This is a genomic window from Nocardioides antri (assembly GCF_008373765.1).
In the GTDB taxonomy this organism is placed as follows: Bacteria; Actinomycetota; Actinomycetes; order Propionibacteriales; family Nocardioidaceae; genus Nocardioides; species Nocardioides antri.
In genome coordinates this window covers 175,389-189,582 of the sequence record NZ_VUJW01000010.1, presented here as the reverse complement: position 1 = coordinate 189,582, position 14,194 = coordinate 175,389, and the positions used below count along the sequence as shown (strand labels likewise).

The following is a 14,194-nucleotide window of genomic DNA, read 5'->3' as shown; positions in this document are numbered from 1 at the left end:
GCCCCTGGTGGAAGGATGGGCGGCGATCCCGGGCGACGCCTCCGCTCGGTCGGGGTTTCCCTCACCGACCGAGCGAGCAAGAAGGAGTGCGATGACCGGCTCACCGCACCACTTCCCCCCGCCCGGCGCGCCCCTCCCCGAGGAGCCGCCCGGTCCGGGTGGTCCACCGCCCGAAGCGCCGGCCTGGGGGGCCTCCGCGCCCCCGGCGCCGCGGCTGCCCGTCCCCGGGATGCTCGGCGCTGCGCACAAGCCCGGCGCGGTGCCCCTGCGGCCGCTGACGCTCGGCAACATCTACGACGGCGCCTTCCGGATCATCCGCTTCAACCCGAAGGCGACCGTCGGTGCTGCCGTCCTCGTCACGGCGGTCGCGATGCTGATCCCGGTCGTCGTCAGCACGGTCACGGCGTTCACCGTCGGTACCGGCCTCGGCGCCGACGGCGAGGTGTCCGACGACGCCGGCACGGCCGAGGCGCTCGGGCTGCTGGGGTCCTTCGGGTCCCTCGTCCTCGGGATCTACGCCGCCCAGCTCGGCGTCATCTTCGTCACCGGGATGGTCGCCCACGTCACGCACGCCGCGGCCGTCGGCCGCCGGCTCACCCTGGCGGAGGCCTGGGCGGCGACGTACGGCAAGCGCTGGCGGCTCGTCGGCCAGGCGTTCCTCGTCGGCTTCGCCGCCACCTTCGCGATCTTGCTCCTCGTCGCGATCGTGGTCGTGGTCGCCGTCGTGACCGAGGACGTCCTGGTCACCGTGCTGCTCGCGATCGTGCTCACGCTCGGGTCCATCCCGCTGCTCGTGTGGCTGTGGGTGAAGGTCGTCTACCTGGCGACCCCGGCCCTGATGCTCGAGCCGATCGGGGTCTTCGGGTCGTTCGGCCGCAACTGGCGGCTCACGGCCGGCCAGTTCTGGCGGACGCTCGGGATCGGCCTGCTGACCCTGCTGATGACCGGCACCGCGGGCTACCTCCTCACGCTCCCGGTGTCCGTCGGCGGGCAGATCGCCGGCGCCCTCGTGCCGGAGTACGTCGTCCTGATCCTGGTGCTCACCCAGGCGGTCTCCCTGGTGATCCAGAACGCCTTCGTCGCGCCGTTCACGGCCGCGGTGACGTCGCTGCAGTACCTCGACCAGCGCATGCGCAAGGAGGCGTACGACGTCGAGCTGATGGCCGAGGCCGGGCTGATCCCGCGGTGACCCCTGCCCTCCCGGCCGCCGCGACGCGCCTCGCCGACCCGCCGCTCGACCCGAGCGGCGACGACGGGCGCTCGCTGCTGCGCCGCGAGCTCGCGAAGCCGGAGTACCACGACGCCGACCTGCTCGAGCGGATCCAGCACTGGATCGAGCGCCGCTTCGCGGACGGAGTGGGCGCCGCCGAGCGGATCCCGTCGCTGGGGTGGTTCGCGGCGATCCTGATCGGTGTCCTCCTCGCCGTCGGCATCGGGCTGCTCGTCTCGCGTGCCCGACGGACCGCGAGGGTCGGGGTCGATCGGGCGCCCGCCCTGACCGGCGAGGTCGTCAGCGCCGCGGAGCTGCGCGCCCGGGCGGAGGCCGCACTGGCGGAGGGGCACCACGACGACGCGCTCGTCGACGGCTTCCGGGCGCTCGCCGTACGCCAGGTCGAGCGCGGCCGGATCGAGGACCTCCCGCAGGCGACCGCCCACGAGCTCGCCGGATCCCTCGGGCGGGAGTTCCCGGCGCAGCGGCACCTCATCGACCGCAGCGCCGACCTCTTCGACTCCGTCCTGTACGGCGACCACCCGGCGACCCGCGAGCAGGCTGCCGACGTGCTGGCGCTCGACGACGAGCTCGCCGGCCGCCGCCGGGAGCGGGCCCGATGACGACGGACACCGCTCCCCCGGCGACCACCGACGACCCGACGACCGCTGCGGAGGCAGGGTTCTTCCGGCGCAACCGGATCTGGTTCGTCGTCGGCCTGGCCCTGGCACTGGCGCTGGCCGTCGCGGTGTGGACGGGCGGCGGGGACCAGGAGTACTCCGCCCCGCTCGACCCGCAGAACCCCGACCCCGAGGGTGCGCAGGCGCTCGCCCAGGTGCTCGGGGACGAGGGCGTCGACGTGACGATCGCGCGCTCCGCCGCCGAGCTCCACGCCGCGGGCGCCGGCCCGGGCACGACCGTGGTCGTCACCGGCGCCGACCAGCTCGCGCCGAGCACGGTCGAGCGTCTCGACCGCGACACCCGCGGCGCCGACGTCGTCCTGGTCGAGCCGCCGCACCACGTGCTGAGGGAGGTCGAGAAGGGCGTCGAGGCGTCGTACGCCTCCGACGAGACGTCCGGCGACTGCGGCGACGAGCGCTTCGACGCGCTCTCCCTGACCGTCGACAGCGCGTTCGCCTACGACACCGCGGACGGGTGCTTCCCCGCCGGCGACGGCTACGTGCTGGCGGAGGGCGGCGGCGGGACGACGTACTTCGGCGCCGGGCAGGCCCTCAGCAACGACCAGGTGCTGCGGGACGACAACGCCGCGGTGGTGCTCCGGCTGCTGGGCGGGAACGACCGGCTCGTCTGGTACCTCCCGACCTACGACGACGCGGCCGAGGACGAGGCGGTCAGCCTGTGGACCTTCGCCCCCGGCTGGCTGGCGCCGTCGCTGTGGCTCGCGTTCGTCGCCGTGATCGCGCTGATGTGGTGGCGCGGCCGGCGCCTCGGCAGGCTCGCCTCCGAGCCGCTCCCGGTCGTCGTCCGGGCCGTCGAGACGACCCGCAGCCGCGGCCGGATGTACCGTCGCGCCGACGACCGCGCCTACGCCGCCGGGGCGCTGCGGACGGCAGCCCGGCGCCGGCTGGCCGACAGCCTCCGGCTCGGGCGGGGGGCGTCCGAGGCCGAGGTGATCAGCGCGGTGGCCCGCCACCTCGGCCGTCGCGACGACGAGATCGGCGGGCTGCTCGCCCTCCGCGCCCCCGCCCCGAGCACGGACGACGGCCTCGTCCGGCTCGCCCAGGAACTCACCCAGCTCGACAGAGAGGTACGCCGCGGATGACCCCCGACACAGCAGACAACGACGCCCTGAGGGAGCGGTTGCTCGCCGTACGACACGAGGTCGGCAAGGCCGTCGTCGGCCAGGACGCCGCCGTGTCGGGCCTGCTCGTCGCGCTGCTCTGCAGCGGCCACGTGCTGATGGAGGGCGTGCCGGGTACGGCGAAGACGCTCCTCGTGCGCACGTTGGCCGCGTCGCTGGCGGTCGAGGCGCGGCGGGTGCAGTTCACACCCGACCTGATGCCCGGTGACATCACCGGCTCGCTGGTGATCGACAGCACGGGCAGCCAGGGCGGCAGGCTCTCGTTCCGGGAGGGTCCCGTCTTCACGAACCTGCTGCTGGCCGACGAGATCAACCGGACGCCCCCGAAGACGCAGTCGGCGCTGCTGGAGGCGATGGAGGAGGGCCAGGTCTCGGCCGACGGCGTCACCCGGCCGCTTCCCCGCCCGTTCCTGGTCGCGGCCACGCAGAACCCGATCGAGTACGAAGGCACCTACCCGCTCCCGGAGGCGCAGCTCGACCGGTTCCTGCTCAAGGTGGTCCTCCCGGTGCCGCCGCGCACCGACGAGATCGCGATCCTGACCCGCCACGCCGACGGCTTCGACCCTCGCGACGTCGCCGGCGCGGGCGTCACCGCGGTCGCGTCCGGCGCGGACATCCAGGACGCCCAGGCCGCGGTCAAGTCCGTGCAGGTGTCGCCCGAGGTGGCGACGTACATCGTCGACATCGCGCGGGCCACCCGTGAGTCGCCGTCGCTGTCGCTCGGCGTCAGCCCCCGCGGCGCGACCGCGTTGCTCCGCGCGTCGCGTGCCTGGGCGTGGCTCTCCGGACGCGACTTCGTGACCCCCGACGACGTCAAGGCGCTCGCCCACGCCACCCTCGTCCACCGGCTCGGGCTGCGGCCGGAGGCGGAGCTGGAGGGGGTCGACGTGGCGAAGGTCCTCTCGTCCGCGCTCGGCTCGGTCCCGGTCCCCCGCTAGCGCCATGGTCGTTTCGGGGCGGGTCCCCCTGCTGGTGCTCCTCGGCATCGTGGCCGTCGTGCTGCGGCCGTCGGGTGGCACGGTCCTGCTCTGGCTGCTCGCGGTCGCGCTCGTCGTCGGCGCCGACCTGCTGCTCGCGCCGTCGACCGCTGCGGCGGGCCTGGTCCGCCGGTCGCCGGGCACGGTCCGGCTCGGCTATCCGGCCGAGTCGGCGGTGACGGTCTCCAACGACGGCGGCCGGACCCTTCGGCTCGAGGTCCGCGACGCCTGGCAGCCGACCGCCGGCGCGACCGGCAACCGGCACCGGATCACGCTGCCCGCGGGCGACCGGAGGGTGGTGCGCACGACGCTGCGGCCGTGGCGGCGCGGCGACCTGCGGGCCTTCGGCGTGACGGTTCGCTCGTGGGGGCCGCTCCACCTCGCCGCCAAGCAGCACACCTACGACCTTCCCGGCACGGTCCGGTCGCTCCCTCCGTTCGAGTCGCGCAAGCACCTCCCGTCGCGGCTCGCGCAGCTCCGCGAGCTGGACGGCCGCTCGGCCGTGCGGATCCGCGGCGCCGGCACCGAGTTCGACTCGCTCCGCGAGTACGTCCGGGGCGACGACGTCCGGTCGATCGACTGGCGCGCATCCGCCCGCACCCCGCACGTGGTCGTCCGCACCTGGCAGCCCGAGCGCGATCGACGGGTGGTGCTCGTCCTCGACACCTCGCGCACCGCGGCCGCGCGGGTCGGCGGCGCCGACGGCGTGCCCCGGCTCGACGCGGCGATGGACGCCGCGCTGCTGCTCGCCGCCCTCGCGTCCCGCGCCGGCGACCGGGTCGACTTCGTCGCCGGCGACCGGCGGGTGCGGGCCCGGCTCCGCGCCGCCGGCGCGCGCGACATCGCCGCCCGCCTGCAGGAGTCGATGGCCGATCTCGAGCCGGTCATCGCCGAGGCCGACTGGGACACGCTCGCCGGTGCGGTGCAGGGCTTCGGCAAGCAGCGGGCGCTCGTCGTGCTCCTGACGCCGGTGGAGCCCTCGGCCGTCCAGCAGGGCCTCCTGCCCGTCCTCCCGGCCCTGACCCGCCACCACCGGGTGGTCCTCGCCTCCGTCCGCGACCCCGAGCTCAACAGGCTGGCGGAGGACCGCGAGACCGTCGACGGGGTGTACGACGCCGCGGCCGCCGAGCAGGAGCTCCGGCGCCGCGAGTGGACCTCCGAGGTGCTGCACCGGCTCGGCGTGCACGTCGTCGACGCCGATGCCGAGCGGCTCCCGCCCGCCCTGGCCGACCACTACCTCGCCCTCAAGGCGCAGGGCCTGCTGTAGCGGCGGGGTCAGGCCTGGGTGGCGACCCGGTCCTCGAGCAGGTCGGCGCTGATGTCGCCGGTGTGGCCCTGGCGGACCGCCTGCCGGCCGAGGATGAAGACGTAGAGGAAGAAGACCACCTCGGCCAGCACGCCGATGCCGATCCGGGCCCAGGTCGGCAGCGGCGAGGGCGTCACGAACGCCTCGATGATGCCGCTGACGAAGAGGACCGCCGCCAGCCCCAGGGCGCAGGTGATGGTGATCCGACCCGCCTGGGCGAGAGCGTTGGTGCGACTCACCCCGCCCGGCTCGACCCACGACCAGAACAGCCGCAGCCCGACCCCGCCGGCGACGAAGACCGCGGTGAGCTCGAGGAGCCCGTGCGGGAGGATCAGCCCCCAGAACAGGTCCGCGCGGTCGTGGCGGGTCATGATCGAGCCGACCACCGCGAGGTTGAGCACGTTCGTGAAGAGGAAGTAGATCGCGAGGACTCCGGTGATCCCGGAGACGAGGACCAGCGCGCTCACCCACGCGTTGTTGATCCAGACCCGGGCAGCGAAGTCCTGAGCCGGGTTCTCGCTGTAGTAGCTCTCGAAGTCGCTGTTGACCAGCCGGTCGACCTCCTCGGGCGAGAGCAGGGTCTGCTCCACCTCGGGATGGTCCACGAGCCACCACATCAGCACGGCGGTGACGAGGATGTTGCCGGCCATGCAGCCCAGCCACCACCAGCGCAGCCGGTAGAGCGCGGCCGGGAACTGGTGGGTGAAGAACAGCCCGACCGCCCGCCAGCTGAGCACCCGCGCCGCGAGCATCGAGATCCGCGCCTTGTGGAGCAGCGAGGACAGGTAGGCGACCACCTCGGCATCGGGCGCTGACGTACGGATCACCGACAGCTGGGTCGCGACCTGCTGGTAGCGGTCGACGAGCTCGTCGCTCTCGGGACCGCTCGGCCGGCGGACCCGGACCAGCTCCTCGAGCCGCGCCCACTCGTGCGCATGGGCGACGACGTAGGCGTCGAGGTCGATGCGCGGCACGGGGACAGGGTACGGCGTTCGCGTCGCCTACCCTGTGAGCGATGTCGACGCAGGGACCGGCCCCCTCCGTGTCGGAGTTCGCCACCGTCACGACCGACGACCTCGTCACCGGCGAGGGCGTCGCGCTCGACCTGCCGCCGGCCAGTCTCGGCCTGCGGCTCGCGTCCGGACTCATCGACTACGTCGTCACGGTGGCGATCTTCCTCGCCAGCCTGTTCGTGCTCCTCATCGCGACGATCAGCGCGTCCGACGCGCTCGTCCAGCTGACCAGCGTGGCGGCGGCGATCGTCACCTTCGCGGTCTTCCCGACCCTGCTCGAGACGCTCACCCGCGGCCGGTCGCTCGGCAAGCTCGCCCTCGGGCTGCGCGTGGTCCGCGACGACGCCGGCCCGGTCACCTTCCACCACGCGCTCGTCCGGGCGCTGGTCGGGTTCATCGAGGTCTTCCTCCTCCTCGGCGTGCCCTACTTCTTCTGCGTGCTGATCAACCAGCGCGGCAAGCGGCTCGGCGACCTCGCAGCCGGCACCTACGTCGTCCGCGACCGGGTCGCGCTCCGCCTCCCGCTGCCGCCGCCGATGCCGCCGGCGCTCGCGCAGTGGGCCCGCACCGCGGACCTGACGACGCTGCCGACGGGGCTCGCGCTCGCCGTACGCCAGTACCTCGGGCGGGTCCCCACCCTCGACCCGCACTCCCGCCAGCGGGTCGGCCTCGACCTGCTCACCGAGGTGCGGAGGTACGTCGCTCCGGCCCCTCCGAGCGACGCTCCCCCGGAGGTCGTCCTCGCCGCCGTCATCGCCGAGCGGCGCGAGCGCGACCTCGCCCGGCTGCGGCGCGACGACGAGTTCCGGTCCCGCCTCGCCAACCGGGAATGAGCCGCACCCGGCCCGGGTAGGTTGGCCGCGATGACCACCACCCGGACCGTCCCCAGTGCTCCGCTGTCCGCGGACGACGTCGCCCGCGCGACGGATGCCGTCGACCGGATCTCCGCAGCGTTCTCGAGCCGGGTGGTCGGACAGGAGCGGATCCGAACCGCCCTCCTGGTCACGCTGCTCTCCGAGGGACACGTCCTGCTCGAGAGCGTGCCCGGCCTGGCGAAGACCCTCGCCGCCTCGACGCTGGCGCAGGCGGTGAGCGCCGAGTTCTCCCGCATCCAGTGCACGCCCGACCTGCTGCCGAGCGACATCATCGGCACCCAGGTCTACGACCCCCGCAGCCACGAGTTCGAGACCCAGCTCGGGCCGGTCCACGCGCACTTCGTCCTCCTCGACGAGATCAACCGGGCCAGCGCCAAGACCCAGTCCGCGATGCTCGAGGCGATGCAGGAGCGGCAGACGTCGATCGCCGGGACGATCCACCCGCTGCCGAGCCCGTTCATGGTGCTGGCCACCCAGAACCCGATCGAGGAGGAGGGCACGTACGTCCTCCCCCACGCGCAGATGGACCGGTTCCTGCTCAAGGAGGTCGTCGACTACCCCGACGAGTCCGACGAGCTGATGGTGCTCGACCGGATCGGTGACGGCACCCTCGGCCAGCACGCGGAGCAGGTCGTGCCGGTCGCCACCATCGCCGACGTGATCGACCTGCAGGCGATGGTCCGCCGGGTCTACGTCGACCCGGCGATCCGCCGCTACGTCGTCACGCTCGTCCGCGCGACCCGGCACGTCGGCCAGCTGCTCGGCAGCGAGCTCGGTGCCTACGTCGAGATCGGCGCGAGCCCGCGCGGCAGCATCGCGTTCTTCCAGGCCGCCCGGGCGATGGCCATCGTCCAGGGCCGTCACTACGTGATCCCCGAGGACGTGCGCGAGCTTCGGCACGCCGTGCTCCGGCACCGGCTCCACCTCAGCTTCGAGGCGCTGGCCGACCGGGTGCAGCCCGAGAGCATCATCGACGCGGTGTTCCGGGCCGTGCCGACGCCATGAGGGGAGCCGCACCATGACGGCTCACCTGACCAGGGTCAAGACCCGCCTCTCGATCCACGCTCACCGCAAGGTGCGCGGCCTCCTCGAGGGCGAGTACGCCGCGCTCCAGGTCGGGCGCGGCATCGACTTCAACGACCTGCGCGAGTACGTCCGCGGCGACGACGTGAAGGACATCGACTGGAAGGCGTCGGCGCGCAGCCGGATGCTGCTGGTGCGGCGCTACGTCGCCGAGCGGAAGCACACCGTCGTCCTCGCGGTGTCGACCGGCCGCAGCATGGCGGCGATGAACGACGCGCAGCACTCCAAGCGCGACCTCGCCGTCTTCGTGACCGGCGTGATGGGCTACCTCGCCGTACGCCACGGCGACCTCGTCGCGCTGGTGTACGGCGACGCGCGGCGCCAGCACGTGCGGCCGCCCGACAACGGCGAGCTCTACCTCGAGCGCCTGCTGGGGCTGGTCCACGACGCCATCAGCCCGGACGCGCCCGCCAGCGACCTGACCGCGGTGCTCGACTACGTGGCGCGCGCGATCCGCCGGCGGGCGATCCTGGTGGTGGTGTCCGACGAGACGCACGTCTCCGACGAGCTTGCCGAGTCGCTGCGCCGGCTCACCGCCCAGCACGAGGTGCTCTTCCTGACCATCGGCGACCTCGACCCGACGATCACGGCCGGAGCCCCGCGCCGCCTGGTCGACGTCGACGTGGCGACCGAGGTGCCGTCCTGGCTGCGCGGCGACGTCCGGCTCCAGGAGGAGTACGCCGCGCTCGTCGCGGGCGAGGAGTCGCAGCTGCGCCGCCGGCTCGACCAGCTCGCGGTGGTCCACGAGCGGGTGCGCGACACCGAGTCGGCGATCCGCGCGGTGTTCCGCGTGCTCGAGAGGCACCGCCATGCCCGCCATCGCTAGCCTCGCGCCGGCCGAGCTCCAGGAGGAGTTCAACGGTCCGGTGGCCTACGCCGACCGGTGGCTGTGGCTCGCCCTGCTCGGTCTGGTGCTGGTGGCGGCCTACTACCTCGCCGTGATCTGGCTGACCCGCGACCGCGCGCCGGCCCCGGCCGTCTCGTGGAGCCGCGCCGACGTGCCATCCGCGCGGCGGCTCCACCTCGACCGGATCGAGCGCATCGAGGCGGAGGTCCGGTCCGGCCAGCTGTCGGCGCGGGTCGGTCACCAGCAGCTCAGCGAGACGGTCCGCTCCTACGTCGCCGCGGTCAGCACGCTGCCGGCGCCGACGATGACGCTCGCCGACTTCCGGCGCCAGGCGCCGCGACCGCTCGTCGACGCCATCGCACTCATGTACCCGCCGGAGTTCGCCCCCGACGACGCCGGCCAGGCACGGGAGCGGTTCGACGACGCGGTCGCCCAGGCCCGAGGGCTGGTGGCGTCGTGGAGCTGATCCGGACCACCTGGGTCACCAGCGGCACCGAGCTCCGGTGGCCGTGGCTCGTCGTCCTGCTCACCCTGCTCCTGGTCGGGCTGCTGGTGGCGTGGGTGCGCACCTGGCGGCGACGGCGGCCGGCCGGGGCGGCGTACGTCGCCCACACCGCGCGGCTCCGCTCCCTCCCCCGCTACCGCGCCCTGGTGCAGCAGCGGCAGCTGCTGGGCGGCTTCGGCTCGGTCGCCGCCCTCGTCGCCTGCGTCGGCGGCATCGTCCTCGGCGGCCGGGTGCAGGAGACCCAGGTGATCGACCGCGACGAGGTGGCGCGCGACATCATGCTCTGCCTCGACGCCTCCGGGTCGACGGCGCCGTGGAACGTCGACGTCGTGCAGGAGCTCCGCCACATCGTCGAGGAACTCGAGGGCGAGCGGATCGGGCTGACGGTGTGGAACAACGCCGCGATCACGAAGTTCCCGCTCACCGACGACTACGCGTTCGTCCTCGACCGGCTCGACGAGGCGGAGGACGCGTTCGCGAGCTGGAGCGAGGTCTACCCGAGCGAGGAGTTCGACGACTACACCGCCGGCACGTGGAGCGAGGAGCGGCAGTACCAGTCCTCGCTGGTCGCCGACGGCCTCGTCTCCTGCGTCCAGCGGTTCGACCGCCTCGACGAGGACCGAGGCCGCGCGCTGATCCTCGCGACCGACGGCGAGCAGCGCGGGCGCGGCGTCTACGACCTCGAGGAGGCCGGCGCGTACGCCGCCGAGGACGACGTCGTCGTCCACGTGATCGCGAACCCGGGCGAGCCCGACACGGACGGCGACATCGACGGCCTCCAGGCCGCCGCGTCGGTGACCGGCGGGACCTTCGCCCAGCTCGGCACCGGGGGGTCGGCCGAGGACGTCGTCGAGGAGATCGACGAGCTCGAGGCCGCGAAGATCGAGCGGCCGCCGCTGGTCCAGACGCTCGACGAGCCGCGCGCGGGGCAGGTCCTCGCGGGGATCGGGGTGGCGCTCCTGGTGCTGGTGTGGGCGCTGCAGGGCCTGATCTCGATGGCCGGGCGGAGGTCGGGACGATGACCCCCGCCGTCCTCACCCTCGTCCGCCGGGCGGCGATCCTCGTCGTCCTCGTGGTGGTGCTGCTGCAGCCCGGGTTCGGGACCCGAGCGGCCCCCAGCCAGGCGGCCGACATCGAGGTCCTCGTCGTCGTCGACCGGACCCGGTCGATGGCGGCGCTCGACCACCAGGGCGGCCCGCGGATCCACGGCGCCCAGCAGGACCTGGCCGACCTCAGCGAGGCGCTGCCGGGGGCCCGGTTCTCGCTGCTGACCTACGGCAGCGACGTCGCGCTCGAGCTGCCGTTCACCAGCGACGGGACGACGTTCGCCACCGCGGTCGAGACGCTCCGGCTGGAGGGACCCTTCGACGGCAGCGGCTCGATGGCCGACCGGCCGCTCGACGCGATGCGGGAGGTCCTCGAGCGCGCCGACGCGCAGTATCCCGAACGGCGCCGGATGGTGGTCTTCGTCGGCGACGGCGAGAACACCGCCGACGGCGAACAGCGCTCCTACGAGGAGCTCGAGGACCTGGTCGACGGCGGCATCGTCCTCGGCTACGGCACCGAGGACGGCGCGAAGATGCCGCAGGCGGCCGACCTCTCGACCGAGGACGGCTACGTCTACGACCAGGACCGCGGCGAGGACGCGATCTCGAGGATCGACGAGAACAACCTCCAGGCGATCGCCGACGAGCTCGGCATCGACTACGCCCACCGCACCGAGCCCGGCGGCATGGGTGCCGTCGCGGAGGACTTCGAGGCGACGTACGCCTTCGAGGAGGGCGACGGCGCCCCGGCGAAGCACGACCTGACCTGGCTCTTCGGGCTGGTCCTGCTCGGCCTGGTGCTGCTCGAGCTGCGCACGTGGTGGCGCGCGCTCTGGACGTCCCACACCGTGCTCCAGCCACGCCGGGAGGTCACGTGAGGTCTCGACCGGCTCGACCGACGAGGGCCCGGCTGCGGATGGTCCTCGTGCTCGCCGGCCTGCTGCCGGCGCTGGTGGCCCTGGCGTTCGCAGTCAAGGTGATGACGATGCTGTCCCACGACGGCGACGGCCGCACCCAGTTCGACGCCGGCGACTTCGTCGCCGCGGCCGACGAGTTCGCGGCGAACGGCTCCCTCAACTGGTTCGAGACGTGGATCGCCTCCTTCGACGAGGGTGCCTCGCGGCACGCCGACGGCGACCTGGAGGGCGCGATCGACCTCTACGTCCGCGCGCTCGAGGACGTGCCGGTCGAGGAGGAGTGCACGGTCCGGATCAACGAGGCGCTGGCGCACGAGACCCTCGGTGACCTCGCCGCGGAGGAGGGCGACGCCGACCAGGCCACCCGCCACTGGCAGGCCGGCATCGACACCCTGGCCGAGGGCGACTGCCCCACCGATGCCGGCGGCGGCGAGGCCCAGACCGAGGACGCCGCCACCGTCGACCAGCGGCTGCGGGCCAAGCAGCAGCAACAGCAGGAGCAGCAGGAGCAGGAGAACCAGCCACCGAACCAGCCGCAAACACCGGAGGAGCGCCAGGAGCAACGCGAGCAGGAGCGCAAGGAGCGTCGGCTCGAGGAGCGCAACGAGGAAGCGATCGAGGAGGAGCAGGAGCACGACGACGAGGAGGCAGACCGCGAGCGCGACTACTCCGAGTACAACTGGTGAGCGGCGATCACCGGTCGCAGAGGTAGGTGTCGACCAAGCCTTCGGCAACCCCATGCGCCGCCCGGCACCGGCAGCGAGCAGCAGACCGGTGACGATGCGTCGAACATGCCACAGGGCCCCTCGCCGGAGCGAGAGGCCCTGTGGTGATGCTGACGAAACGGTCGGACTCAGCTGAGCCGATGCTTCTTCGCTGGGCTCAGAAGTCCATGCCGCCCATGCCGCCGGTCGGGTCGCCACCCATGGGGGCAGCCTTCTCCGGCTTGTCGGCCACGACGGCCTCCGTGGTGAGGAAGAGCGCCGCGATGGAGGCGGCGTTCTGAAGCGCGGACCGGGTCACCTTGGCGGGGTCGATGATGCCCTCGGCGATCATGTCGACGTACTCACCGGTGGCCGCGTTGAGACCGTGACCGGCCTCCAGGTTGCGCACCTTCTCCGCCACGACGCCGCCCTCGAGGCCGGCGTTGATCGCGATCTGCTTGAGCGGGGCCTCGGTCGCGTAGCGCACGATGTTGGCGCCGGTGGCCTCGTCACCCTCGAGCTCGAGCTTGCCGAACGCACCCTCGGCGGCCTGCAGCAGGGCGACGCCACCGCCGGCGACGATGCCCTCCTCGACAGCAGCCTTCGCGTTGCGGACGGCGTCCTCGATGCGGTGCTTGCGCTCCTTGAGCTCGACCTCGGTGGCCGCGCCGACCTTGATGACGGCCACGCCGCCGGCCAGCTTGGCGAGGCGCTCCTGGAGCTTCTCGCGGTCGTAGTCGGAGTCCGACTTCTCGATCTCGGCCCGGATCTGGTTGACCCGGCCCTCGATCTGGGCCGCGTCGCCGGCACCCTCGACGATGGTGGTCTCGTCCTTGGTGATGACGACCTTGCGGGCCTGGCCGAGCAGCTCGATGCCGGCGGACTCCAGCTTGAGGCCGACCTCCTCGGAGATGACCTGGCCACCGGTGAGGATCGCGATGTCCTGCAGCATGGCCTTGCGGCGGTCACCGAAGCCCGGAGCCTTGACGGCGACGGACTTGAAGGTGCCCCGGATCTTGTTGACGACCAGGGTCGACAGCGCCTCGCCGTCGACGTCCTCGGCGATGATGACCAGCGGCTTGCCGGACTGCATGACCTTCTCCAGCAGCGGCAGCAGGTCCTTGACGCTGCTGACCTTGGAGTTGGCGATGAGGACGTAGGGGTCCTCGAGCACGGTCTCCATACGCTCCGGGTCGGTGACGAAGTAGGCCGAGATGTAGCCCTTGTCGAAGCGCATGCCCTCGGTGAGCTCCAGGTCGAGGCCGAACGTGTTCGACTCCTCGACCGTGATCACGCCCTCCTTGCCGACCTTGTCCATCGCCTCGGCGATGATCTCGCCGACCGTGGTGTCAGCAGCGGAGATGGACGCGGTGGAGGCGATCTGCTCCTTGGTCTCGATCTCCTTCGCCATGCCGAGCAGCTGCTCGGACACGGCCTCGACGGCAGCCTCGATGCCGCGCTTCAGGCCCATCGGGTTCGCACCCGCGGCCACGTTGCGCAGACCCTCGCGGACCATCGCCTGGGCCAGGACGGTCGCCGTCGTCGTGCCGTCACCGGCGACGTCGTCGGTCTTCTTCGCGACCTCCTTGACCAGCTCGGCGCCGATCTTCTCGTAGGGGTCCTCGAGCTCGATCTCCTTGGCGATGGAGACACCGTCGTTGGTGATCGTGGGGGCTCCCCACTTCTTCTCGAGCACGACGTTGCGGCCCTTGGGACCGAGGGTGACCTTGACGGCGTCGGCGAGGGTGTTCATTCCTCGCTCGAGACCGCGCCGGGCCTCCTCGTTGAAAGCAATCAGCTTCGGCATGACTCCTGCGATTCCTTCGCAATAGAGATGTCTGGCGAGCCCGGATCGTCGCCCGCGACGGACGATCAGACCGACCGGCGGA

14 protein-coding genes are annotated in these 14,194 nt (G+C 72.7%); 12 read left to right on the top strand and 2 right to left on the bottom strand.

Translation table 11 applies throughout. The features are described from left to right. Window positions 1–91: 91 nt before the first annotated feature. The 5 genes from F0U47_RS16600 to F0U47_RS16580 are packed head-to-tail and all read left to right on the top strand — an operon-like array spanning window position 92 to window position 5,276. Window positions 92–1,189 carry a hypothetical protein gene (locus F0U47_RS16600; RefSeq protein ID WP_149751582.1) on the top strand — a complete coding sequence of 366 codons (1,098 nt, stop codon included), beginning with the start codon at window positions 92–94 and terminating at the stop codon, window positions 1,187–1,189. Continuing rightward, on the top strand, window positions 1,186–1,833 hold the full coding sequence (locus F0U47_RS16595) for a DUF4129 domain-containing protein (protein ID WP_149751581.1): 648 nt from the start codon (window positions 1,186–1,188) through the stop codon (window positions 1,831–1,833). The genes F0U47_RS16600 and F0U47_RS16595 overlap by 4 nt, the downstream gene beginning before the upstream one ends. Further along, entirely contained in the window at window positions 1,830–2,993 is a 1,164-nt protein-coding gene (locus tag F0U47_RS16590) for a DUF4350 domain-containing protein (RefSeq protein WP_149751580.1), read from the top strand. Before F0U47_RS16595 ends, F0U47_RS16590 begins: the two co-directional genes overlap by 4 nt. Then, entirely contained in the window at window positions 2,990–3,970 is a 981-nt protein-coding gene (locus F0U47_RS16585) for an AAA family ATPase (RefSeq protein WP_149751579.1), read from the top strand. Before F0U47_RS16590 ends, F0U47_RS16585 begins: the two co-directional genes overlap by 4 nt. 4 nt (window positions 3,971–3,974) lie before the next feature. Continuing rightward, a complete protein-coding gene (locus F0U47_RS16580; RefSeq protein WP_149751578.1) occupies window positions 3,975–5,276 on the top strand; it encodes a DUF58 domain-containing protein in 1,302 nt (433 codons plus the stop codon). Between the two features lie 8 nt (window positions 5,277–5,284). Here F0U47_RS16580 and F0U47_RS16575 read toward each other — a convergent pair whose 3' ends face one another. Then, window positions 5,285–6,289: a stage II sporulation protein M gene (locus F0U47_RS16575; RefSeq protein ID WP_246159672.1), complete on the bottom strand. Its 1,005-nt coding sequence runs from the start codon at window positions 6,287–6,289 to the stop codon at window positions 5,285–5,287. A 41-nt stretch (window positions 6,290–6,330) separates the two neighbouring features. Here F0U47_RS16575 and F0U47_RS16570 point away from each other — a divergent pair, with 41 nt between their 5' ends. The 7 genes from F0U47_RS16570 to F0U47_RS16540 are packed head-to-tail and all read left to right on the top strand — an operon-like array spanning window position 6,331 to window position 12,287. Then, on the top strand, window positions 6,331–7,161 hold the full coding sequence (locus F0U47_RS16570; RefSeq protein WP_149751577.1) for an RDD family protein: 831 nt from the start codon (window positions 6,331–6,333) through the stop codon (window positions 7,159–7,161). Window positions 7,162–7,191: 30 nt separating this feature from the next. Beyond that, window positions 7,192–8,208: an AAA family ATPase gene (locus F0U47_RS16565; RefSeq protein ID WP_149751576.1), complete on the top strand. Its 1,017-nt coding sequence runs from the start codon at window positions 7,192–7,194 to the stop codon at window positions 8,206–8,208. A 13-nt stretch (window positions 8,209–8,221) separates the two neighbouring features. Further along, the gene (locus F0U47_RS16560; RefSeq protein WP_149751575.1) at window positions 8,222–9,112 is read left to right on the top strand and encodes a DUF58 domain-containing protein; all 891 of its coding nucleotides are present in this window, start codon (window positions 8,222–8,224) and stop codon (window positions 9,110–9,112) included. Then, window positions 9,096–9,599 carry a hypothetical protein gene (locus F0U47_RS16555; RefSeq protein WP_149751574.1) on the top strand — a complete coding sequence of 168 codons (504 nt, stop codon included), beginning with the start codon at window positions 9,096–9,098 and terminating at the stop codon, window positions 9,597–9,599. Before F0U47_RS16560 ends, F0U47_RS16555 begins: the two co-directional genes overlap by 17 nt. After that, complete coding sequence (locus F0U47_RS16550; RefSeq protein ID WP_149751573.1) at window positions 9,590–10,660, top strand: vWA domain-containing protein; 1,071 nt, start codon at window positions 9,590–9,592, stop codon at window positions 10,658–10,660. The genes F0U47_RS16555 and F0U47_RS16550 overlap by 10 nt, the downstream gene beginning before the upstream one ends. Continuing rightward, a complete protein-coding gene (locus tag F0U47_RS16545; protein WP_149751572.1) occupies window positions 10,657–11,562 on the top strand; it encodes a vWA domain-containing protein in 906 nt (301 codons plus the stop codon). Before F0U47_RS16550 ends, F0U47_RS16545 begins: the two co-directional genes overlap by 4 nt. Continuing rightward, window positions 11,559–12,287 carry a hypothetical protein gene (locus F0U47_RS16540; protein WP_149751571.1) on the top strand — a complete coding sequence of 243 codons (729 nt, stop codon included), beginning with the start codon at window positions 11,559–11,561 and terminating at the stop codon, window positions 12,285–12,287. Before F0U47_RS16545 ends, F0U47_RS16540 begins: the two co-directional genes overlap by 4 nt. A gap of 196 nt (window positions 12,288–12,483) precedes the next feature. Here F0U47_RS16540 and groL read toward each other — a convergent pair whose 3' ends face one another. Further along, window positions 12,484–14,112, bottom strand: a complete 1,629-nt coding sequence (gene groL / locus F0U47_RS16535) for a chaperonin GroEL (protein WP_149751570.1) — start codon at window positions 14,110–14,112, stop codon at window positions 12,484–12,486. Window positions 14,113–14,194: the final 82 nt, after the last annotated feature.